The 22,258-nt window shown below is 70.6% G+C and carries 19 protein-coding genes and 2 pseudogenes; 14 read left to right on the forward strand and 7 right to left on the reverse strand.

The annotated features are described in order from the left end of the window. Nucleotides 1-102: 102 nt before the first annotated feature. The 5 genes from ACWDGI_RS04390 to ACWDGI_RS04410 form a co-directional block, all read right to left on the reverse strand. Nucleotides 103-1,590, reverse strand: coding sequence for a penicillin-binding transpeptidase domain-containing protein (locus ACWDGI_RS04390; RefSeq protein ID WP_450755155.1), 1,488 nt, complete (start codon nucleotides 1,588-1,590; stop codon nucleotides 103-105). After that, the gene (locus ACWDGI_RS04395; RefSeq protein ID WP_450755157.1) at nucleotides 1,587-2,948 is read right to left on the reverse strand and encodes an FtsW/RodA/SpoVE family cell cycle protein; all 1,362 of its coding nucleotides are present in this window, start codon (nucleotides 2,946-2,948) and stop codon (nucleotides 1,587-1,589) included. The genes ACWDGI_RS04390 and ACWDGI_RS04395 overlap by 4 nt, the downstream gene beginning before the upstream one ends. Nucleotides 2,949-3,176: 228 nt before the next feature. Next, nucleotides 3,177-4,406 carry an ATP-binding protein gene (locus tag ACWDGI_RS04400; protein WP_450755159.1) on the reverse strand — a complete coding sequence of 410 codons (1,230 nt, stop codon included), beginning with the start codon at nucleotides 4,404-4,406 and terminating at the stop codon, nucleotides 3,177-3,179. Continuing rightward, on the reverse strand, nucleotides 4,403-5,251 hold the full coding sequence (locus ACWDGI_RS04405; RefSeq protein ID WP_450755161.1) for a hypothetical protein: 849 nt from the start codon (nucleotides 5,249-5,251) through the stop codon (nucleotides 4,403-4,405). The genes ACWDGI_RS04400 and ACWDGI_RS04405 overlap by 4 nt, the downstream gene beginning before the upstream one ends. Before the next feature lie 122 nt (nucleotides 5,252-5,373). Further along, nucleotides 5,374-5,880, reverse strand: coding sequence for a protein-tyrosine phosphatase family protein (locus ACWDGI_RS04410; RefSeq protein WP_450755163.1), 507 nt, complete (start codon nucleotides 5,878-5,880; stop codon nucleotides 5,374-5,376). Nucleotides 5,881-6,008: 128 nt separating this feature from the next. Between ACWDGI_RS04410 and ACWDGI_RS04415 the strand changes: the two genes are divergently transcribed. After that, nucleotides 6,009-6,812 carry a nuclease-related domain-containing protein gene (locus ACWDGI_RS04415; protein WP_450755165.1) on the forward strand — a complete coding sequence of 268 codons (804 nt, stop codon included), beginning with the start codon at nucleotides 6,009-6,011 and terminating at the stop codon, nucleotides 6,810-6,812. Nucleotides 6,813-7,086: 274 nt separating this feature from the next. On the opposite strand, the gene ligD is transcribed toward ACWDGI_RS04415, so the two are convergent. Then, complete coding sequence (ligD, locus tag ACWDGI_RS04420) at nucleotides 7,087-7,968, reverse strand: non-homologous end-joining DNA ligase (RefSeq protein WP_450755167.1); 882 nt, start codon at nucleotides 7,966-7,968, stop codon at nucleotides 7,087-7,089. Between the two features lie 65 nt (nucleotides 7,969-8,033). Here ligD and ku point away from each other — a divergent pair, with 65 nt between their 5' ends. The 5 genes from ku to ACWDGI_RS04445 all read left to right on the forward strand — a co-directional run bounded on the left by ku (nucleotide 8,034) and on the right by ACWDGI_RS04445 (nucleotide 13,848). Next, nucleotides 8,034-9,089 carry a non-homologous end joining protein Ku gene (gene ku, locus ACWDGI_RS04425; RefSeq protein ID WP_450755169.1) on the forward strand — a complete coding sequence of 352 codons (1,056 nt, stop codon included), beginning with the start codon at nucleotides 8,034-8,036 and terminating at the stop codon, nucleotides 9,087-9,089. A gap of 365 nt (nucleotides 9,090-9,454) precedes the next feature. Next, nucleotides 9,455-9,937, forward strand: coding sequence for a DoxX family protein (locus tag ACWDGI_RS04430; RefSeq protein ID WP_450755316.1), 483 nt, complete (start codon nucleotides 9,455-9,457; stop codon nucleotides 9,935-9,937). Nucleotides 9,938-10,035: 98 nt separating this feature from the next. Further along, on the forward strand, nucleotides 10,036-10,992 hold the full coding sequence (locus ACWDGI_RS04435; RefSeq protein WP_450755171.1) for a LysR family transcriptional regulator: 957 nt from the start codon (nucleotides 10,036-10,038) through the stop codon (nucleotides 10,990-10,992). A 321-nt stretch (nucleotides 10,993-11,313) separates the two neighbouring features. Beyond that, nucleotides 11,314-12,237, forward strand: coding sequence for an NAD(P)-dependent oxidoreductase (locus tag ACWDGI_RS04440; protein WP_450755173.1), 924 nt, complete (start codon nucleotides 11,314-11,316; stop codon nucleotides 12,235-12,237). 105 nt (nucleotides 12,238-12,342) lie between these two features. After that, a complete protein-coding gene (locus ACWDGI_RS04445; RefSeq protein ID WP_450755175.1) occupies nucleotides 12,343-13,848 on the forward strand; it encodes an MFS transporter in 1,506 nt (501 codons plus the stop codon). 14 nt (nucleotides 13,849-13,862) lie between these two features. Here the strand turns inward: ACWDGI_RS04445 and ACWDGI_RS04450 are convergent, their stop codons facing one another. Further along, nucleotides 13,863-15,314, reverse strand: coding sequence for a glycosyltransferase family 39 protein (locus ACWDGI_RS04450; RefSeq protein ID WP_450755177.1), 1,452 nt, complete (start codon nucleotides 15,312-15,314; stop codon nucleotides 13,863-13,865). Nucleotides 15,315-15,802: 488 nt separating this feature from the next. Between ACWDGI_RS04450 and ACWDGI_RS04455 the strand changes: the two genes are divergently transcribed. The 8 genes and pseudogenes from ACWDGI_RS04455 to ACWDGI_RS04490 all read left to right on the forward strand — a co-directional run. Continuing rightward, nucleotides 15,803-16,087, forward strand: a complete 285-nt coding sequence (locus ACWDGI_RS04455) for a lactococcin 972 family bacteriocin (protein WP_450755179.1) — start codon at nucleotides 15,803-15,805, stop codon at nucleotides 16,085-16,087. A 124-nt stretch (nucleotides 16,088-16,211) separates the two neighbouring features. Then, nucleotides 16,212-18,362: a hypothetical protein gene (locus tag ACWDGI_RS04460; RefSeq protein WP_450755181.1), complete on the forward strand. Its 2,151-nt coding sequence runs from the start codon at nucleotides 16,212-16,214 to the stop codon at nucleotides 18,360-18,362. 43 nt (nucleotides 18,363-18,405) lie between these two features. After that, complete coding sequence (locus ACWDGI_RS04465) at nucleotides 18,406-19,191, forward strand: ABC transporter ATP-binding protein (protein WP_450755183.1); 786 nt, start codon at nucleotides 18,406-18,408, stop codon at nucleotides 19,189-19,191. A 16-nt stretch (nucleotides 19,192-19,207) separates the two neighbouring features. Further along, nucleotides 19,208-19,486, forward strand: a pseudogene (locus ACWDGI_RS04470) (ferritin-like domain-containing protein); the annotation flags it as partial. A 1,381-nt stretch (nucleotides 19,487-20,867) separates the two neighbouring features. Next, a complete protein-coding gene (locus ACWDGI_RS04475; protein ID WP_450755185.1) occupies nucleotides 20,868-21,188 on the forward strand; it encodes a hypothetical protein in 321 nt (106 codons plus the stop codon). 421 nt (nucleotides 21,189-21,609) lie between these two features. After that, nucleotides 21,610-21,876, forward strand: coding sequence for a hypothetical protein (locus ACWDGI_RS04480; RefSeq protein WP_450755186.1), 267 nt, complete (start codon nucleotides 21,610-21,612; stop codon nucleotides 21,874-21,876). After that, a complete protein-coding gene (locus ACWDGI_RS04485; RefSeq protein WP_450755317.1) occupies nucleotides 21,877-22,152 on the forward strand; it encodes a tyrosine-type recombinase/integrase in 276 nt (91 codons plus the stop codon). Then, nucleotides 22,073-22,251, forward strand: a pseudogene (locus tag ACWDGI_RS04490) (transposase); the annotation flags it as partial. The gene ACWDGI_RS04485 and the pseudogene ACWDGI_RS04490, both read left to right, overlap by 80 nt. Nucleotides 22,252-22,258: the final 7 nt, after the last annotated feature.

Consider the following 22,258-nt stretch of genomic DNA (forward strand, 5'->3'; position numbering starts at 1 on the left):
CGCTCGCCCGTCCCCGCTCGTCCCGCCCGCCCGTCCCTGCTCGTCCCGCCCGCCCGTCCCTGCTCGTCCCCGCCCACCCGTCCCCGTCCGCCCGCCCCCGGTTCAGAGCCCCAGCACCGCCCGCATCACCGCCCTGGCGATCGGCGCCGCGTCCCCGCCCCCGCTGATGTCGCCCCGGTCGGCCGCCGCGTCCTCCACCACCACGGCCACCGCGACCTTCGGCTCCAGGTCGTTGTCCGCCTGCGCCCAGGACACGAACCAGGCGTACGGCACGCCGGAGTTGCCGATGCCGTGCTGCGCGGTGCCGGTCTTGCCGCCGACCGTGGCGCCGCGGATCGCCGCGTTGGAGCCGGTGCCCTCCTCGACCACGTCCGTCATCAGCTCCTTCATCAGGACGGCCGTCGAGGGGCTCATCACCTGCCGGACCGGCCCGGCGCCGCCCGTGCCGACGGTCTCGCCGGTCCGCCGCAGGGTCCGCTCCACCAGATACGGCGGCCGGGCCATCCCGCCGTTGGCCACCGCCGCCGCGACCATCGCCATCTGCAGCGGGGTGGCGCGGGTGTTGTACTGCCCGATCGACGACAGCGCCAGCTGCGCCTTGTCCACGCTCGTGTCGAAGGTGCTCGGCACGGCGGAGAAGGGGATGCGCAGGTGCCTGTCGTTGAAGCCGAACGCCTGGGCCGTCGCCGTCATGTCCGCGACCCCCACGTCCACGCCCAGCTTGGCGAAGACCGTGTTGCAGGACCACTCGAAGGCGGCCCGCAGTGAGGCGTCCGCGCAGCCGTCGCCCTCGTTGGTCAGCCGGGTAGTGGTGCCCGGCAGCCGGAAGGGGTCGGGGGAGTCGGTCGGCGCGTCCAGATCGGTGACCACACCCGCGTCAAGGGCGGCCGCCGCCGTCACGACCTTGAAGGTCGACCCCGGCGGATACGTCTGCCGTACCGCGCGGTTGAGCATCGGCTTCTCCGGGTCGCCGTTGAGGCGGGCCCAGGCCGAGGCCACCGGCTCGCCGTTGCCGGACAGTTCGGAGGGGTCGTACGACGGCGTGGACACCAGGGCGAGGATCCGGCCGGTCGACGGCTCGATCGCGGCCACCGCGCCCTTGCGGGAGCCCAGGCCCCGGAAGGCGGCCTCCTGGGCGTACCGGTTCAGGGTGGTGACGACGTTCCCGCCCGGGTTCTGCGACCGGCTGGTGTCGTTCCACAGCGGGAACGGCGCGAGCATCGGGTCGGTCCCGGAGAGCAGCGCGTCCTCGGCGTGCTCCAGGAACGTGGTGCCGTACAGCTGGGAGGCGAAGCCGGTCACCGGGGCGTACAACGGGCCCTGCGGGTACGTGCGTTCGTAGCGGAGCTGCTCCCTGCTGTCCCGGGAGCCGGTGACCGGCTCGCCGCCGACCAGGATGTCGCCGCGCGGCAGGCCGTAACGTGCGATGGTGGCGCGGCGGTTGGCGGGGTTGTCGTCGTAGGCGTGGGCCCGGACCACCTGGACGCGGGCCGCGTTGACGAGCAGGGCGAAGAGCAGCAGGGCGCAGAAGGCGCGGGCCCGCCGGATGTACCGGGCCAGGCCGGCGCCCTGGCGGTCGTGGCGGCTCATGGGGCCACCTGTCCGTCGTAGTGGCGGCGGGCCGAGTCGCTCACCCGGATCAGCAGGGCCACGATCGCCCAGTTGGTGACCACCGAGGAGCCGCCCTGGGCGAGGAACGGCATCGCCATCCCGGTCAGCGGGATCAGCCCGGTCACCCCGCCCGCGATGACGAACACCTGGAGCGCGACGATCGAGGCCAGCCCGACCGCGAGCAGCCGGCCGAAGGGCTCGCGCAGGGCGAGGCCGGCCCGGTAGCCGCGCTCGACGAGCAGCCCGTAGAGAAGGAAGATCGCGGACAGGCCGGTCAGGCCGAGCTCCTCGCCCGCGGTGGCCAGGATGAAGTCCGACTTGGTGGCGAAGCCGATCAGGATCGAGTGGCCGAGGCCGAGTCCGGTGCCGAGGACCCCGCCCGCGGAGAACGCGAAGAGGGACTGCGCGAGTTGGTTCGGACCGTGCCCGGCGTCGATCGAGGCGAAGGGGTGCAGCCAGTCCTCGATCCGGCCGTGGACGTGCGGTTCCAGATGGCCGACGGCGACCGCGCCGAGTACCGCGAGCAGCAGGCCCACGGCGATCCAGCCGGTGCGTCCGGTGGCGACGTAGAGCATGACGACGAAGAGGCCGAAGAAGAGCAGGGACGTGCCCAGATCGCGTTCGAGGATCAGGACGCCGACGCTCACCAGCCAGATGGTGACGATCGGGCCGAGCACCCGCCCGGTCGGGAACTGCATGAACCACAGCCGGCGGCCGGCGTAGGCGAGGGCGTTGCGGTTGGCGGCCAGGTACGCGGCGAAGAACACCGCGAGCAGCACCTTCGCGAACTCGCTGGGCTGGATGGAGAATCCGGCGATCCGGATCCAGATCCGGGCGCCGTTGACGGCCGGGAAGAAGATCGGGAGCAGCAGCAGGACGAGCGCGGCGGCGACACAGACGTAGGAGTAGCGCTGCAGGAGGCGGTGGTCGCGCAGCATCAGCACGACCATGATGAACAGGCCGACGCCCAGGGTGGACCAGACGAGTTGGGCGGGGGCCGCCCGGTCGCCCGGGGTCTGCAGGTCCAGCCGGTAGATCAGGACCAGGCCGAGTCCGTTGAGCAGCACGCCGATCGGCAGCGGCAGCGGGTCGGCGTACGGCGCGCGAAAGCGTACGGCGAGATGGGCGACGAGCGCGAGGACGCCGAGGCCGGCGCCGTAACCGGCGGCACCGGGCGGCACGGTGCCGGTCCGGGCCAGGCCGACCGCGCAGTAGCCGTACACGGAGAGCAGGACGGCCAGCACGATCAGGGCGAGCTCGATGCCACGGCGCCGGGGGAGACGGACGGCGGCGGCCGGGGCCGCAGACGCCGTGAGGGTGGTTCCGGCCTTGGTCATGTCCGGAACTTACCCACATAGTGCTAGTTGCGTGCTTTGTTGGCTTGCGCCAGCGTGGCGTGTGGCCGGGGGTGGCTGGTGGACAGGGGCGGGCGCGGGTGCGTCGTGGCTTGTCGCGCAGTTCCCCGCGCCCCTTCAGGTGGGACCAGTGCACCTACCTGGAGGGGCGCGGGGAACTGCGCGATCAACCCCCACCCACCCGCAGCCGCGATGGTGCCCTCGCCACCCCTAAGGGAGCGTCAGTACCGCCACGGCCCCGCCGTCCAGCGCGTTGCCGAACGACAGCCGCGCGCCCAGCACCTCCGCCTGCCCCACCGCGATCGTCAGCCCCAGCCCGTGCCCCTTGGACCCGCCCTCCGTCCGGAACCGCTGGGGCCCGTGTGCCACCAGGTACTCGGGAAACCCGCCCCCGTGATCCCGGACGGTGACCTCCTTGCCCTCCACCGTCAGCACCACCGGCGCCCGCCCGTGGCGGTGCGCGTTGGCGACCAGGTTCCCCAGCACCCGTTCCAGCCGCCGCCGGTCCGTCTCCACGCACACGTCCCGTACGACCTTCACCTCGGTCTCCGTCCCGGACGCCCGCACCACCCGCTCGGCCAGCGCGCCCAGCGCCTCCGCATCGGTCTCCAGCCGCTCCCGGCCGGTGTCCAGGCGGGAGATCTCCAGCAGGTCCTCGGTGAGCGTGCGCAGCGCGGCCACCCGGTCCCGCACCAGTTCCGTCGGCCGCCCCGGAGGCAGCAGTTCCGCCGCCGCGTGCAGCCCGGTCAACGGCGTCCGCAGCTCATGCGCCACGTCGGCGGTGAACCGCTGCTCGCTCAGCAGCTTGCTCTGCAACGACGCGGCCATGCGGTCCAGCGCGGCGGCGACCGCGGCCACCTCGTCCTGCGGCCGGGTCGGATCCTTCGTCCGGGGGTCGTGCACCCGCGCGTCCAGGTCCCCGGCGCTGATCCGCCGGGCCACCTGCGCGGTGCCGTGCAGCCGCCGGGTCACCCGGGTCACCGCGAACGCGCCGACCAGCAGCGTCGCCCCGATGGCGAGGACCGACGACCAGAGGATGGAGCGGTCGAGGCCGGCGATCGTACGGGCCTGCTGGGAGTAGTCGACGGCCACCGCGAGCGCCCTGCCGTGATCGGCCGGGCCCGCCGCCCACATCGTGGGGCGACCGTCCTCCCTGGAGACCATCGTGCCGCGCTCCCCGGCCACCGCCAGCACCCGCAGCCGCGGCGGCAGGCCCGCCGGGTCGATCGCCGAGCCCGGCAGCAGCGCGTCGCCCGCCTCGTACGCGGTCGTCGCGTCCGCCAGCCGGGACAGTGCCTGGTCGCGGGCCTGGGCGACGGTCTGGTCGGTGACCGACACATGCACGAGCACGCCGAGCAGCGCGGCCAGCGCACAGCACATCACCGTGATGAACGCGGCCGACTTCGCCGCGAGCGTCCCGGCCCAGCGGGGAAGCCTCATCGCGCACTCGCGGAGGGGGAGGCGGAGACCGGGGGAGCGGCGGAGGCGGAAGCCGGGGGCGCGCCGGGAGCCGAAGCCGGGGGAGCGGCGGAGGCGGAAGCCGGGGGCGCGCCGGGAGCCGAAGCCGGGGGAGCGGCGGAGGCGGAGGGCGCCGGCGTGCGGCTGTGCCGTGCCTTGCCGGTGCGCAGGAACTCGTCCCGGGAGAACACCATCGCCTTCTGTTCCGGGTCCCACGCCCAGGTCGTCCGGTACTCGTACCCGGTGATCCCGGCCGGCGACCGCACGATGACCGCCCGCCCGGCCAGCTCGACCCCGATGATCGCGTCGTCGTCCTCCAGCACCTGCACCAGCCGGTGGTTCTCGACGGTGTACACGCGCAGCGCGGTCTGGTTGGTCGGATACAGCCGGAAGCCGAGCGTCAGCTCGTCCCGCCCGTCCCCGGTCAGATCCCGGTAGTACGGCTTGAGCAGCGGACACCGCGCCCCGCCGCCCCCGGCCGCGCACTCCTTCATCCGGTTCGTGGTCTCGTGGTACGCGCCCTTGGACCCGTAGTCCGCCGAGTCCGAGGCGATCTCCGCCCGTACGACGGCCACCGGATCGACCCTGTGGAGGTCGTCGCCGGGAACCGTGACGCCCTTCACGGTCTGCGCGCTGCCCTCGTCGTAGGGCCAGGCCGGGCTGGACGCCGGCCGCAGGTCGGGCCAGAGCTTCACGGGGCTGACCGCGGTCGGGGTGGCTCCGGCCTCCTGGAGCCCGCCGGAGTCGCCACAGCCGGCCACCGCCGTCGCCAGCAGGGCGACGGCGGTGGCGGCGAGGGCGGTACGGAGGGGACGACGGGTCGGCACGCTGCTCCTGGGCGGTTCGGGGGGTTGTGGGTCTCGGGGCCCCGTACACCTTATTCGCAGATTCGTAGGGAAGTCCTTTTTGTGCCCGGGGGGCCGGCGCACGGGAGAGGGCACGGGAGAGGCTACTCGGCGAGTTCCTCGAGCAGCCGGGCGGTGGTCAGACCGGCGCGCAGATAGGCGACGAACAGCTCGTTGTGCAGCGCCCAGGGGGAGCGCCGGGCCCGCACCAGCCGTATCGCCTCCTCGGCCGTACGACCCCGGTGCACCAGCGCCTGCGCGACCACCAGCCCCGACCGGTTGTACCCGCTGTAGCAGCGCACCAGCACCGACCGCCCGGCGTCCAGGGCCTCACTGGCCGTCCGGGCGAGCCGGATCACGCCGGCCAGCTGGGTACCGTCCAGTGGTCCGTCGGGGATCGGCCACACCTGGTGCTCGACCCCGGTGTCCGGGCCGTGTCCGGGCAGCCGCAGCAGACTCTGCACCAGATCGAACTCGTCCCGTACGACAACGGACTCCAGCTGCCCCGCACGCCCCCGGAACTCGTGGCCGCCCATCCACAGCCCGGGCAGCACCTCGCTCCACGGACTGTCCGGAGCCGGAACGTCGTACTGCTCTTCACGGATCCGCACCGGCGCCTCCCCGCTGCGCGCGCCAACCCCTGCCCGTCCAACCCTGTCCGTCAACCCCTGTCAAAGGTAGCGGGGTTCTTGCCCGCGGAGCACCCCGCCTGTTCCCATGGTCGAGGGGTGATGTCGCAATGAGCGGACTGCGCGTCGTGCCGACCTGGCGCCATGGCCAGGAACGGCTGTACGTCTGCCTCACGGACGGACGGAACATCGCCTGGTACGACCGTGAGGCGGGCCGGGTCAACCTGCTCAGCGAGGAGCGTCGGGACGACGTACTCGAAACCCTGCGGCCGTTCCTGACCGGCTCGGTCACGGTCGGCCCGCCACCGGTACCCACGCCCGCCGAACTGGCGCGGCTGACCCTGCACCCCGACGACGACCTCGCGCCCAACCGCCCCGGCGAGGCGCTGCTGATCGATCTCGACCGGGACCCCGGTCCGGCCCACCGCCTGCGCCCCGACCCGCGCCGCCGCGCGCTGACCGCCGAGCAGACCGTCGGCGACGCCCTGGACCACCTGGACGGCGTGGGCTGGCACGCCCTGCACTCCGTCCCGCTGCCCGGCGGCGACCGCCTCCACCATCTGCTCATCGGCCCCGGCGGCCTCTTCTGCGTGCACGCGCTCTACGCCCGCAAGCAGAAGGTCCTGGTCGCCGACCCGATGGTCGCCCTGGGCCGCCGTGCGCCCCGGCCGCTGCTGCGCCGCCTGCGCGCGGACGCCGACCGGGCCTCCTACGCCCTGACGGCCGAGGTGCACCCGGTCCTGGCGCTGACCGACCCGGCGGACGTCACGCTGACGGCCCCGCCCCGCGCGGTCCGCGTCCTCCGCGACCGGGACCTGGAGGGCCTGTCCCGCCTGGGCGGAGTCCTCAAACCGGCGGACGTCGAGGCACTGCACGCGATGGCACGGGACCGCAACACGTGGGGAAGGGTCTGACGCTCGGCCGCTGGTCTTCGTTCGGGGCGGTGGTGTCGGGTTGGTCGCTGGTCTTCGTTCGGGGCGGTGGTGTCGGGTTGGTCGATGGTCTTCGTTCGGGGCGGTGGTGTCGGGTTGGTCGCTGGTCTTCGTTCGGGGCGGTGGTGTCGGGTTGGTCGCTGGTCTTCGTTCGGGGCGGCGGTGTCGGGTTGGTCGCTGGTCTCCGCTCACGGCAGCCGCGCCGTGCCGGCCCCGTCCCGCTCACGGCAGCCGCGCCGTGCCGGCCCCGTCCCGCTCACGGCAGCGGCGTCGCCCGTTCCGGGTCCAGTAGCGGTGCCAGCAGGTCCCCGTGCTCCTGGACCCGCCCCGCGACCTCCCCGGCCCGGAACTCCAGCTCCTCCGCGCGCCGGCACTCCGTGATCTCCTGCCAGGTCACCGGCGCGGACACCATCGGCTCCCGCCGCGCACGCGCCGTGTAAGGGGCCGCCGTGGTCTTCCGACCCGCGTTCTGACTCCAGTCCACGAACACCTTCCCCGGCCGCAGACTCCGCGTCATCCGGTGCACCACCAGCCGCGGCATCGCCCGCTCCGCGGCCACGGCCAGCCCCTTGGCGTACTCGCTCACCCGCTCGCTGGACGCCCCCCGCACCCCGGCCAGCAGGTGCAGCCCCTTCGATCCGGCCGTCTTGGCGTACGCCTCGATCCCGTCCTCGGCCAGCCGTTCCCGCAGCCACAGCGCGACCTCGCAGCACTCCACCACCGTCGCCGGAGCCCCGGGGTCCAGGTCGAAGACGATCCGGTCGGCCTCGTCGGGCGTCCGCACCAGCCACTGGTGCGTATGGAACTCGGTGACCAGGTTCGCCGCCCACATCAGGCTCGCCAGGTCCTGCACCAGCACCATCCGGGCCGGCCCCTCCGACCGGCGCACCTCGGCGGTGGTGACCCACTCGGGCGTACCCGGCGGCACGTTCTTGGTGAAGAACACCTGCCCGTCCGGCCCGTCCGGATAGCGCAGGAAGGACACCGGCCGGTCGCGCAGATGCGGCAGCAGAACCTCCGCGGTCGTCGCGTAGTAGTGCAGCAGCTCGCCCTTGGTGAACCCGGTCGCGGGATACAGCACCTTCTCCAGATTGCTGAGCGCGATCCGCCGCCCGTCCACCTCTGTGATCGGCGTCATACGATGACAATCTCATACAAAATTCTCATACAGGCGATGGACGTCCGGACGGAAGGAAGCCGCAGGTGCGATCCATATGGAACGGCGCGATCTCCTTCGGGCTCGTCAGCATCCCCATCAAGCTGGTGAACGCCACCGAGAGCCACTCGATCTCCTTCCGGCAGGTCCACACCGAGGACAACGGCCGGATCCGCTACCGCAAGTTCTGCGAGCTGGAGGACCGCGAGGTCACCCAGTCGGAGATCGGCAAGGGGTACGAGGACGCCGACGGCTCGATCATCCCGATCAGCGACGACGACCTGTCCCACCTGCCCATCCCCACCGCCCGCACCATCGAGATCGTGGCCTTCGTCCCGGCCGACCGGATCGACCCGCTCCAGATGGACGCGGCGTACTACCTGGCGGCGAGCGGCGCCCCGGCGGCGAAGCCGTACACCCTCCTGCGTGAGGCCCTGAAACGCAGCCACAAGGTGGCCATCGCGAAATACGCGCTGCGCGGCAGGGAACGCCTCGGCATGCTCCGTGTGGTCGGCGACGCCATCGCCATGCACGGCCTGCTCTGGCCGGACGAGGTCCGCGCCCCGGAGGGCGTCGCCCCCGGCGTCGACGTCACCGTCCGCGACAAGGAACTCGACCTCGCCGACGCCCTGATGGACACCCTCGGCGAGGTCGACCTGGAGGACCTGCACGACGAGTACCGGACGGCCCTGGAGGAGGTCATCGCCGCGAAGGCGGCCGGTGAGGCCCCACCGGAGACCCCCGAACCGGCCAAGGGCGGCAAGGTCCTGGACCTGATGGCGGCCCTGGAGAAGAGCGTCCGCGCGGCGAAGGAGTCGAGGGGCGAGGAGCCGCCGGGTGAGGAGGCGGAGGTCACCCCGATGCCGAGCAAGAGGCCGAGGGCGGCGGCGAAGAAGACGGCGACGAAGAAGACGGCGGCGGAGGGGACGGCGGCGAAGAAAGCGGCGGCGAAGGGGACGGCCGCGAAGACGTCCGCCGCGAGGACGTCTGCCGCGAAGACGTCCGCCCGGAAGGCGACGGCCGAGAAGTCGACGGCCAAGAAGACGGCTGCGAAGAAGTCGGCGGCCAAGAAGACGGTCGCAGCGCGCAAGCGCTCCGCATGAGACCACCCCCGTCAGGTGCCGCGGCGCGGTGCCGGACGCGCGTCTCGGCTTCTCCGGCGACCACGCTCGTTATCAACGATCGAAATAATGCATATTTCAACATATCGGTGGATGTGGTGAGGCAATGGCGCAATGCTGGACGAAGGGGAGTACTCGCCCTGTGGCGGGCAGACCGGATCGTCCTCACCTGTGAAGGCATCGTCATGCGTGCTCTGCATCTCCACCCCTTCGGTAGAACTCATGTCCTGTCACTGACCCAGGCACGCGCCCCCGCGGGCCCCGTCGCGGAGATCCGCAGGCCCGCCGATCCGGCCAGGGTCGCCTCGGGCCCGCCGGGCGGTACGCATGCCGGCGCGGGTCCTCGGCTGTCCGCCGGGGAGTGCGGGCTGCTGCTGATCAGGCTGACCTTCGGACTGCTGATGGCCGGCCACGGTGCGCAGAAGCTGTTCGGCATCTTCGGGGGGCCGGGCCTGGCGGCCACCGGCAGGAGCTTCGACGCCCTCGGCTACCACCCGGGCAAGGTGTTCGCCCTGCTCGGAGGTCTGTCCGAACTCGCCGGGGGGCTCGGTCTGGCCGTCGGACTGTTCACTCCACTGGCCGCCGCCGCCATCATCGGCGTGATGATCAACGCCATGGCGACCGTGAGCGGGGCCCACGGCCTGTGGATCCAGAACGGCGGAGTCGAGTACAGCGTCGCCATCTGTGTCGTCGCCCTCGCCCTCGCCGCCATCGGCCCTGGCCGGCTGTCCGTCGACCGGTTCTTCCCCTGGCGCTCGGACGGCTGGGCCGCCGCCGCTGTCGCGCTCGGTCTGGGCGGCATCGGTGCCGCGATCGCGCTGAGCATCTGAACGCGTCCCACGACCGCCACCGGACCCGGTGGCGGTCGTATGGCGGCCGTACGCTTGAGGGGCAGGAACCCTGGCTCACAGCTGGGAGGACTGGGACGATGCTCAGCACGCATGTCCCCGACCTGGCCGCGCTGGAACTGCTGCTCGGTGTAGCCCGGGAAGGCAGCCTGAACAGCGTCGCCCGCAAGGCCGGGGTGAGTCAGCAGGCCGTATCGGCGCGGATCCGCGCGATGGAGGCACAGACCGGGGTCACCCTCGTGCACCGGACCCCACGCGGGTCCACTCTGACCGTCGAAGGCGTCATGATCGCGGAGTGGGCCGCCCGGCTGCTGGGGGTCGCGGCCGAAATGGACGCCGGGATCACGGCACTGCGGACCGGCCAGCGGGCCCGGCTCCGGGTCAGCGCCAGCTCGACCATCTCCGAGATGCTCCTGCCCGGCTGGCTGGCGTCCTTCCGCGCGGAGACCCCGCAGGGCAGGCACGCCCCGGAGATCGTCCTGACCTACGCCAACACCGCCATGGTCGTCACCCATGTCACCGAGGGCATCGCCGACATCGGCTTCACCGAGGGCCCGCACGAGCCCGCCGGACTGCACGGCAGGGCCGTCGGCCACGACCGGCTCACGGTCGTCGTCGCTCCAGGTCACCCGTGGGCACGCCCTCGGCCCGTCAGCGCCGCCGAACTGGCCGCCACCCCGCTGGTGAGCCGGGAGAGCGGCTCCGGTACCCGGGAAACCTTCGCCGCCGCGCTGAGCGCCGTACTCGGCCCCGGTGCCCCGCAGGCCCCCGCGGCGCTGTCGCTGTCCACCACCGCGGCGATCCGCTCGGCCGCGCTGGCCGGCGCGGCACCCGCGGTCATCAGCGAACTCGCCGTCGCCGACGACCTGGCCGGCGGCCGGCTCGTCGCGGTGGAGACACCGGAACTCGACCTGCGCCGCACCCTGCGCGCCGTCTGGGACGGCGCCGCCACGCCGCCCAGCGGCGCGGCCCGCGACCTGATCGCCCACATCCTGACCCGCCCGAACCAGAAGCGCCACAGCGGCCGAACCCACTGACGGGGCGGCAGCGGGGCGTAGGGGGCGGTGTGGCCGGTAGGGCTGCCTTTTACCCCTGCGGTGTTGCGGCCTTGCGGTGTTGCGGCCTTGCGGTGTTGCGGCCTTGCGGCCTTGCGGTGTTGCGGCCTTGCGGTGTTGCGGTGTTGCGGCCTTGCGGTGTTGCGGTGTTGCGGTGTTGCGCCCTCGCGCCCTTGCGGCCGTCGAGGTCTGCGCTCCCGTACAAGCCCGGCTTGTACCCCGGCAAGCGTGGGGCCACTACCAGCGGATTTCCGTGGCTGCGACCGTCGAAGTACGAACCCCACCACCGCCGGAGGGAATGCCATGAGCACCAACACGCCCGCCCGACAGCACACCGGCCCCGACGACCGCCACGGTCGCCGCCACGCAACGGGGACCCCGCCGATCGCGTTCGTGGGCACCGGGCGAATGGGCGGCCCGATGGCCGCCAACCTGGCCCGCGCAGGCTTCGACGTACGGGTGTGGAACCGGACCCCCGACCGCGCCGCACTCCTCACCGGCGTGGGCGCCGCCGTGGCACCCACCCCGGCGGAGGCCGTCCGGGGTGCGGGGATCCTCGTCACCATGCTGGCCGACGGTCCCGCCACCGAACAGGCGGCCACCGGGCCCGACGGATTCCTGGCCCACGCACCCGGGCTGGTCTGGGTGCAGATGGCGACCGTCGGAGCCGACTGGACGGCCCGGCTCGGCCGCACCGCCACCCGCCACGGGGTGACGTTCGTGGACGCCCCGGTCTCCGGCAGCGAGGGCCCGGCCCGGGCCGGGCAGCTCATCATCCTGGCCAGCGGCCCGGACCGGATGCGCAACGGCCTCGCCCCGATGTTCGGCGCGCTCGGCAGGGCCACCGTCTGGCTGGGCCCGGCCGGCGCCGGCACCAGCGCCAAGCTGGTGCTCAACAACTGGCTCGTCGACCTCGCCGAGACCACCGCGGAGTCTCTCTCCTTCGCCCGCCGGCTCGGTCTGGACCCGACCGCGATCGTGGACCTGCTGCAGTCGACGCCACTCGGGTCGCCGTACGCCATGCAGAAGGCCACCACCATGCTGACCGGTGACTTCACCCCCGCGTTCGCGCTCAAGCACGCGCTCAAGGACGCCGAGCTGGCGGTGCAGGCCGCGCGGGCCAGCGGTACCGAACTCACGCTCACCCAGGCGCTGCTGCCCCGCTGGCGGGACGTCGCGGTAAGGCACGCCGACGACGATCTGGCCGCGGTGTACACCGCCGCCTGACCAGCTCCGTACCAGCCCCGTACCAGCCCCGTACCAGCCCTGCGCGGTTCCTGCGCGGTTTCTGAGCAAGGGCCGCGCAGGACCCCACAAGAGAGGACCCCGGTGATGACCGCAGCAGCTGGGCCGGCCACCCGAAGCGACCCGGAGAACGGCCTGACACGGCCCCCCGGGGACCCGGTCCCGACGGCGGGCACGCCGACCCCCGCCCCTGCCTCCGGGCACCCACGGCTGGGACTCGCGCTGATCCTCGTCGCGTCCTTCATGGTGGTGCTCGACTTCAGCATCGTGAACGTCGCGCTGTCGTCCATCCAGCACGAGCTCGGCATCTCGGCCACCTCCGTGCAGTGGGTGGTCACGGCCTACGCGATCACCTTCGGCGGGCTGCTGATCCTCGGCGGCCGCGCAGGGGACCTCTACGGGCGGCGGCGCCTGTTCATGGCCGGGATCGGCGTCTTCACCGCCGCGTCGCTGTCCGGCGGGCTGGCGCACGATCCGCTGCTCCTGATCGTGTCCCGCACGGTGCAGGGCTGTGGCGCCGCGATGGTCGCGCCCGCCGCGCTCTCCCTGATCACCACGGGCTTCCCCGAAGGCCCCCGGCGCACCCGCGCGTTGGGCCTGTACGGGGCGACGGCGTCGGTCGGCTTCGTCGCCGGGCAGGTGCTCGGCGGTGTCCTGGTGGAGTTCTTCAGCTGGCGCTCGGTGTTCCTGGTGAACGTTCCGGTGGGGCTGGCCGCCCTGCTGCTGGCCCCCCGTCTCCTGCACGAGTCGAGGCTGCGCCGGGCCGGCCGGCACCTGGACACGGTCGGTGCGACGCTCATCACGGGAGCCGTCGCCGCGCTGGTCTTCGCGGTCTCCCAGGCCGGGATCACCAGCGTGGGATCAGCCGGCGTGCTGGTTCCGCTCGGACTGTCGGCCCTGGCGGCCGTGGCGTTCTTCGCCGTCGAGCAACGGCGTGCCGATCCGCTCGTGCGGCTCGCGCTGCTGCGCACCCGAGGGCTGCGCAGTGCCGGCACCCTGATGATGCTGCTCGGCCTGTGGAACGGCGGGGAGATGCTGGTGCTCTCCGTGTACCTCCAGGAAGTTCTGCACATGTCCCCGCTGGTGGCCGGCCTGGTGGTCGCCCCGCAGGGCATCGTCGGCCTGGCGACCGGATTGCTGGGCGCCCGGCTGGCGCGACGCGTGGGGATCCAGCGTGTCCTGGTGCTGACCGCACTCGCCGCCACCGCCGGCTTCCTGATCCTGACTCAGCTCCCGATGGGCGGCGGCTACCGTGCGCCGCTCGCAGCCGTGGTCCTGGTCGGGTTCGGCACCGCCGGTACGGCGTTCGGAAGCATGGTGACCGCCAGCGCCGGCGTCGCCGACCGCGACCAGGGTCTGGTGGGCGGTGTGGTCAACATGAGCCGCCAGCTCGGCGCCGCGCTGGGAGCGGCGCTGCTTCCCGCCATCGCCGACGCGGTGGACCGAACGGGCCACAGCAGCATGGCGGTCGGTGACCGCGCCGCGATGCTCGCCGGAGCGGCGGCGGCCGGCCTCGCGACACTGGTGGCCCTGCGGACCCGGCAGCAGTCCCCCCACACCCGGTCCACCTCCAAGACCCCGAACCCGGCCTGACGGACAGCCTTCGGTCACGGACTCCCGATGCGCTGGTACACCGTCACCCTGCGACCGCGGACCTGCTCGTCCGTCACCGGCGTGAAGTACCTCTTCAGCACGGCGATCTTCGTCTGGTCCCGCTGCGCCGACACCGGCGTCGCGACCTCCGGCCTGTCCGTCACCAGCAGGATCCGTCGCTGGGCCAGCATCACGGTCCGGATCCGGGCCGGGGCGGCCTCCACACCCTTCAGCGTCCCGGACTTCTCCGGAGTCTCGGTCAGGGCTATGTCCCGCAGACCGGTGAAGGCGCGGGGGGAGACCAGCTTGGTGTCGCGTCGCGCAGCCGGTACGAAGACCACCGCGTCTCCGGGCTCCTTGAGTCGCTGTACGTCCGTCGCCACGGCGAAGACGTCGTCCACCCGGCTGGCCGGGGAGCGCTTGGCCAGTGACTGGGGGAGCAGCGCCGCCATCGCCACGGCGATCACCGCGGGGAGGATCCAGGGCGATGCCCTCGGGAAACGCGGCGTGGCCGCCCGTACCGCCGTGCCCAGCGCTGTCCCGATCAGCAGCGCCAGACCCAGCTGGCTGAACAGGACGTACCGGTCCAGGAACAGCGGCTGGACCAGGGAGAGGCCGACCAGGATGACCTGCGGCACCGCGAGCAGCGGCAGCCCCACGGCTGCCGCCGACAGCCGGCCCGCCCGCGGCCGGTCCAGCAGGGCGCCGAGGCCACCGATCGCCAGCAGGACCGCCGGGCCGATCATCATGTGCCAGGTCAACGGCGGTATCCAGGAGATCTGTTCGGACTGGCTCCGGCTGAACAGGATCAGGGGCAGCACGCCCGCCACGGCCGCCGCCGAGGCCGCCGTCCATCGGGTCCACACCGCGCGCCGGGCCCGTGTCCAGATCAGGGTCGCCGCGTGCGCGGGCAGAATCATCAGCGCCAGCCAGTTCAACAACCCGCACAGCAGGACGGCGCCGGCGTAGGCCGCCCACCGCGCTGTTCCGCCACGGCCCTCGAGCACGGTCACCAGCAGCAGCGTCGAGATCGCGGCTCCGGCCGTGACCAGTGCGTACGGGCGCCCCTCCTGGAGATAGAACTGCACCGCCGGAAGCAGGCCGAGTGACAGCCCCGCCCCCAGACCCGCCCAGGTCCCGGCCAGTCGCCGGCCGATGACGGTCACGCAGGCCGCGGCCACCGCCATGGCCAGCACGGAGGGCAGCCGCAGCGTCGTCGTGCCGGGCCCGAAGCATTCGAAGAGTCCGTGCATCAACAGGTAGTAGAGCCCGTGTACGGCGTCGACCTGCCCCAGCATGTGCCAGATCTCGGGGGCGGGCCGCTGGGCCACCTGCCAGGTCGCCGCCTCGTCCCGCCACAGGCTGTGCTGCCGGGACAGTCCCCACACACCGAGGGCCAGCGTCCACAGCGGGGGAATCAGCCAGACGGGCAGAGGTCGGCGGCGGGCGGTCAGGTGGGGAGTCATGAAGGTGGTCGGGCCCTCGGGTAGCGGTGCGAACTGAAGTCAGCGGTTCGTCGACATGACTGAGGACCCGCCGGACCGGCTGTCGGTTCGCGCGGGAGCACCCCGAGAAAAAGCACGCATTCCAGACTGGCCGGCAAGGCAAGGGACATTGTCTGCGCCTCCCCGTAACCCGACGACAGTACATGTACATGAAAAAGACCGCCACGCCCCGGAGGTCATGGCTGAAAACCACGCCCTGAACTTGGCGATATTTAGTGCAACCCGGAAACGCTATTTGACATCCACTCGCGCGTTTCATGTCTCACTCCGAACCGCACGTGGTCCTGGCCGGTTGGCCGGAAATCACGCACCCTGCCTGATGCATGCCACGGTCGATTTACTGCTGTGATCTGGGTTACTCGAATATTCGGTTGCTCGTGCTCATATTTTTCGTTCAAGATCTGTCCCTGTTCCGACCAAAACAGGATGACGAGGAGTCAGTCTTGAGCATGCGTAACGGGGTAAAGGCTGCGCTGGCGGCCACTGCCATCATCATGGCCGCGGCCACGCCGGCCTTGGCGACCACTGTCGACGTGGGCGGCGGCACGTGGAGCTACGACCACGGCGCCAACACGGCGTGGTCGAACTACAAGCACCCGAACAACCAGCACGCGTCTTCGGTGAAGACGGGCGGCACGGTGTTCGGCAGCGGCTGCACCGCGAAGGGGAAGTGGTCCCTCGCCTCGGCGGGGCTGAACGGCTCGGTGTCGTACTACTACAACCCGAACTGCTGAGCCTCCCGGTCGAAACTCGACGAGTCTAGGCAGCCACGAGTGGCGCCGCTCTCGGTTGCCTGACTGAGCTCTGTTGGCTGTGGAGGCGAGCATTCCTCGCCTCCACAGCCTTTCTGCTCGGACCATGAATTCCCGGACGGGCGCTTGCGAGCGCCCTCGACCTAGGTATCCCATGCTGCATCGAGGTATACGATTCGTCCACGCCGCCGTCCTGGCCTTCTCCGCGGTCCTTGCCTTTCTGTTCCTGCGCGGCCTGGACGAGAGCGGGGTCCTGGGAAACTCGGCCCTGGTCGACGTGGCGGATTCGGACAATTCTGTCAGCGGCGCCCAAGTCGTCCGGGAAATCAAGTCCTTCTCGGTCGAGCACCAAGTCGGGGTGGCCCGCGAGGTGGCCGATCTGAAGAACCCCGACGGGATCCGGCATCTTTACCTGGCTCCGGGCGGACCCCATTCCGTGACCGCGGACTGGTTGGACAAGGGCTATCCGGCGTTCAGCAGGAACTACGAGACGCGGGTGCATCCGATCTCTGAGATCGGACAGCAGGACCCGCGCGGTTCCTACTACGTGTTCGGATCCGCCGCGGCGGCCGACGCCCTGAAGGCGGAGCTCAGCGACCACGGCATGACCGTGGGCGTCACCCACCCCTTGTCGTACACCGAACTGGTCGACCGATACTCGGACGATCCCCTGTACCGGGCCTTCTGCGTGGTCGCCCTCGCGGCGCTGACGATGACCGGCGCGAGCGTGCTGCTCAACGCCAAGTCGTACGGAATCCTGCGGATGCAGGGCATGTCCTTCGCCGGCATCCTCCTACGCGAGCTGCGGCAGCTGGCGGTGTTCTGGCTGACCGCGGTCGCCACCGTGTCGGCCGCGGCGCTCGCCTTCCTCGGCTTCTACAACGGCCTTGCCTGGCTGGGGCTGTTCGCCGCGCTGGCCGCGGGCATCGCCGCCCTGCTCGTCGCCCTGGTGCTGGCCACGCACGCGGGCGCGCTGGCTCTGACCTACAAGGTCGACGTACTGCACGCCCTCAAGGGCGAACTGCCCTCACGGGCGGCGTCCATCAGCGTCTACCTCGTACGTGTCCCCGCGCTGCTGCTCGCTCTCGGCATCGCCACGAACGTCACGCTCGCGAGCCGGGACGTACTGACCCGCCAGGAGAACCGGCACATCTACGGCACCGTGGGCGACGCGGTCTCGATCCGCCTCAACGGCGCCTTCGCCATGCACATGGACCAACTGAACGACCACGTCGGTCCGTGGCTGCGCCAGGCCGACAAGCGGGGCGAGGTCATTGTCGCCGGGCGCAGGGACCTCCAGGTCTCCGCGCCGGAGGCGCGACTGCCGGCCGGAGAGATTCTCATCGTCAACGACACGTATCTCGGCAAGCAGCCGGTTTTCGACCCGGCAGGACGGCGTTATGTGTCTGAGGCCCGGAGCGACAAGGCACCGGACTCCCGCTCGGTACGGGTCATCATTCCCGATTCCCTCTCCTCGCGCACAGCGACGATCACCAAGGCGGCCTCCGAGATCATCGATCCGGATCGCAGCCGGCACATCCCGATGGAAACACTCAGCAGCAGAGACGGACAGCGCCTCTTCGCCTACAGCACCGGCACGTACGTCTACAATTCCGCGCACAGTGCGGACGAGGACAGGTCCCTGGTGCGCGACCCGATCATCGTCGCCGTCCCCAATGGCTCGCATTTCCTCACGGACGACGCCTACACCTCGTTCGCCACTCAGGCGGGAGTGGTCTTCCCCGACCCCGATGACGTGCTGAATGCCATCAGGACGAAAAAAGTCCAGAACTACGTGAACTCGGTGAGCCCGGTCGGGCAGAAAACCGCCCTGGACCTACGGAGCTCGGTCACCAAGCTCCGGCTTCAGATATTCAACCTTGTCGTTGCCGTGATAGTGCTTCTCATCGCCGGGGTCGGCGTCTGTCTCATCTACGCGCGAAAGAACGCGCAGAGCATATTCGTACGACACATCGGCGGCTGGAGATATGTCGCCAACCACCGCTTCGTCCTCGCCGTGGAAGTGGCCATCGCGCTTGTCTTCGCCACGCGGGTCCCTTTCCAGGCCTGGCAGCAGAACCAGGAACTGAAGAGGTTCGCCGCGGCCGGTGCGCCTGCCCCCTTCCAGCCGATTCACATCAGCGCACTGGATCTCACCGTCATCACCGGTCTTGTCGTCTTCGAACTGGGAGCCGTGCTGCTCGCTCTCGCGTTCTTCCATCGCCGCATCGTGAAGGAAGGGGCGACGGAGTCGTGAGCCCCGCCCGTGCGAAAAACCCTCCATTCAGCCGGAGTATGTTGTGATAGAAATCGAGAACCTTTCGAAGGTCTTCGGCGCCCGGACCCTGTGGCGCAACGTCAACCTCACCGTCAATCGTGGCGAGATGCTTGCCCTCGTAGGACCGAGCGGATCGGGCAAGTCGACCCTCCTGAACTGCCTCGGACTGCTCGACAGGCCGAGTACCGGGACGATCCGGCACGAGGGGAAGGACATCACCCGATTCGGCCGAGGCGATGTCCGTCGGTTCCGCCGTGACACTCTCGGCTATCTGTTCCAGCACTATGCGTTGATCGAGAACGCGACGGTCGTCGAGAACCTGGAAGTGGTGGCCAAGCCGCGGCGGTTGGCGCGGAGCGAGGGCAAGGGGAACGGTAAGGGGAACGGCAAGGGGAACGGCTCCGGTTCCGGTTCCGGTTCCGGTTCCGGTTTCGGCTCCGGTTTCGGCTCCGGTCCCGGCAGGAACGACGGCAGTGCGGCTGTCGCGGAAGCCCTTGACCGTGTCGGTCTGGCGGGGCGCGAGAAGGAGAAGATCTACCACCTCAGTGGCGGCGAACAGCAGCGCGTGGCTCTGGCGCGTCTCATGGTCCAGCGGCCGGCCCTGGTGCTCGCGGACGAGCCGACCGGTGCACTCGACGAAGACAACAGCACGGTCGTCATCGACATCCTTCGCGAGATGAGCGAGGCCGGGTGCGCCGTGGTCATCGCCACCCACGACGCCGGTGTGCGTGATCGCTGCGACGCCGTATTCGCTGTGCACGAGTCCTCCCTCGTCCGCTCCCCGGCAGCGGCCGGCGCGGTGGGGTGACGACCCCCGTTCACCCGGACGGATCCTGACCGACGAGCAGCGCCACGTGCCGTTCCACTGCGAGCGACTGCACGACTCCCTGGCGGAGCTGCCCCGCGCAACGCGCCGCCCGGTCATGGCCTCGTGGCGACTTCTCCTGCTCGCGGCCTCTCTGGTGGTCGCGGCCGACCACGGCCCGGCACGGTGCCGACGCGACATCGGGCGCCTGCGGTTCGTCGCCGATGTCATGGCCTCGTCCCGCGGGGTGGTCACCGCAGTGCCGGTGCCCCGCCCGGACGCGTGGACGAGCGCGGGCAGACGACAGACAGCCCAGCCGCTGGTCCGGGACGCCGGAGGGCGCAGGAGGTTTCGCCGCCGACTTCCGTTCGGTAGGTCACGCGGGGAGCGAACCCGTTGCCGCCTGTCAGCGTGGGTCGACACCCCATATCTTGATGGGCTCGTACGTTCCGTCGTGGAAGTCGAAGACAGTCACTTCGGTGTCGAATACGTGGCGGAAGTGACCTCCGTAGCCGGGTTGCGCGATGTGCGGGGCCAGCAGGTCCCAGGCCCCGGAGGTGAAGCCTGGAGTCGTCAACCCAGTCGTTACGTGCGAAGAGTTCCCATTCGTACCGCTCCCCGGATCTCGTGAACTCCTGCACCTCGCGACGCAGGGACACGACGTCTCCACCGGGCACCCGGCGGTTCGCGTAGCCACCGGGGAGGAGCAGCGGGTACGGGAATCCGTAGCCGTCCTGATCGTCGAGACCTTCGGGAAACTCGGCATCCATGCCCAAGTGCCACCGCAGGGCGGCCATGACCTGTTCGGGGGTGTCGTCGCGCAAGTAGCAGGAGAAGACGACCTCGTAGCGCTCACTCATGGACGGCATTGTGGCTGGCAGGACTGACACCGCCGGGCGATCGGACGCGAACCTCCTCCGTTGCGCCCCTCCGCGGAACGGCTCTCCAGTCGGCCACTGCCTTTCGTCAATGGCTCCGTGCCACACGAGGCGACCACGCACAGTGACTCAAGCGTCCTGACGTGTCACCGCTTGAAGGATTCCTTGGTCCTCTCCTTCGCGCCCCGCACCCTGCCTCGCGCTTCGAGGGCGGCACCCTTCGCTGCGAGGGCATCCTGGTGCACCGCATGGGCCGCCTTTCGCACGGTCCGTCCGACAACCTGTTCGACCTTTGCCTTGGTTTTCTCTCCGGCACTCATCTCAGTACCTCCGCGCTCACCGGCCGAGTGCCCTTGAGGCAGGGGCAAAAACTCGAAGCAGGCGGTGTCACGTGCGCCGCGTCCGAGGGGGTGACCGCTTGGGGCGGCCTGCTGACCTAGGGTGATGTGCCTTTCGCTGGAGGTGATGATTCGTCGCGTCCGCGCGGGTACGCCGGTGTGCGTCGGCGGTGTCACACAGTTGGGCAAGCACCCGGTTGGGACCGCGACACTCTCCCCGGTTGGACTTCCCGGGACGTGGCCAGGGGAACTGCGTAGTGCTCTACCGCGACGACAGGCCCGCGCAGATCGGCTACTGGGGGGGCACCTGCGACTAGGGCCTGTTCGATGGGGCGCGTGAGCTGGTCAGGCCTGTGCCCTAGGGTCTGTGCTCAACGAAGGGGGTCGCTTGTCGCGCGATACGGCCAAAGCAGGGGCAGGGATGAAGGGGATCACGTTCCCTGCCTGGTACGGAAAGCACTACGTGACTCTGGCCGAGATGCTGGTCCGCCTCGGTAGCTTCGGCCTGGACCTGACGTGGCGCGTCGAGTGCGACGAGATCGTGGATCCGCGCTGTTTGGAGATTGAGCGGCGGTCCGCCGGCGTCGGCATGGACACGTTGACGCTGTTGTCACTGACGACCCCGTTCCTTCAGCTGATCGACGCCGAAGCGCGTGGGTTCGCCGGGGACGAGCTGGTGGTCGTCCTGACCGAAGCAGACAGCTCGTGGTGGGACGTCAGGGCCGTCGACGAGCGCGTGCTCAGCGAGCTTCGTTGCCACTACCCAGATGCGACGGACCTCTGAGTCCGTTCACTTCGTTGCGGCGGTGGTAGATCACGCTGTCGAGACCAGTCGGCCGGTCACCTCTGGTGCCGTGACTTTGCGGGGCTCACCTGGGGGAATGCCTCAAGATCCCGTCCACGCCTCGCCCACAGACCCCGACATAGAGCCGCTTCGGCCTGCATCCGCCTGCACAAACACGAAGACCCCGGCCTCAGCGTTTCCGCTGGTGACGGGGTCTTTGGGCACCACATGCTGGGTGCCCCCGGCGGGGGACCCAGAACATGGGAACGGGGCGAGCCGTCGGCCGGCGGCGGGCAGCTGGTGCTCGAGACGGTTGTACGGCTGAATCGGTAGATCTCGGCCCGGGCCGCAGGTTCGTCCCCGGTAGGGCGCCGGCGGTGGTCTCCGGGATCACGGATCGCCGTGGAGCCCACTCTGCCTGGTGAGCGACGCACTGAAACTCGCCTTCGACTCCACTGCGAAGGACGCCGACGGCGCCCCCTACCCCCGTTACGTCAACCACAAGATGAAACGCGAGGCCCTCGTCCCCGTCGACGAGGAAGTCCACCGACTCGGCGACGAGCAGAAGCAGCGTGTTCTCGCCCGCTGGCCAGAGGGCTGCCCACACCTGTTCCCTCGGCCGACGAAGAACCCCGACGGCCGCCACCCAAAGGTGAGTTCGACTTACCGTCTGGCCCCCTACCGCTGACTGGAGCTCTGCGAGGCCCGCGACGAACACGGACGTCCCGCCCACTTCACCCCGCACCAGTGCCGCCACACCCTGGGCACCCGCATGATCAACCGCGACGTCCCGCAGGAGGTCGTACGCCGCATCCTCGACCACGACTCCGCGCAGATGACGGCCCACTACGCACGACTGCACGACACCACCGTCCGCGAACACACTCAGGGTGGTGTGCGAGCGCATCCTGCAGGAGCTGATCGACGCCGAGGCCACCGAGGTGATCGGCGCCGCGCCGCGTGAACACTCCGAGACGCGCACGACCTGGCACAACGGCGGCATTCAAGGAGCGGCCGTTGGACCACACTCGGAGGCGACTCAGTCCCGAGCGTGAGGAGAGGGCGATCCG

The sequence above is a fragment of the Streptomyces sp. NPDC001220 genome (genome assembly GCF_053597895.1).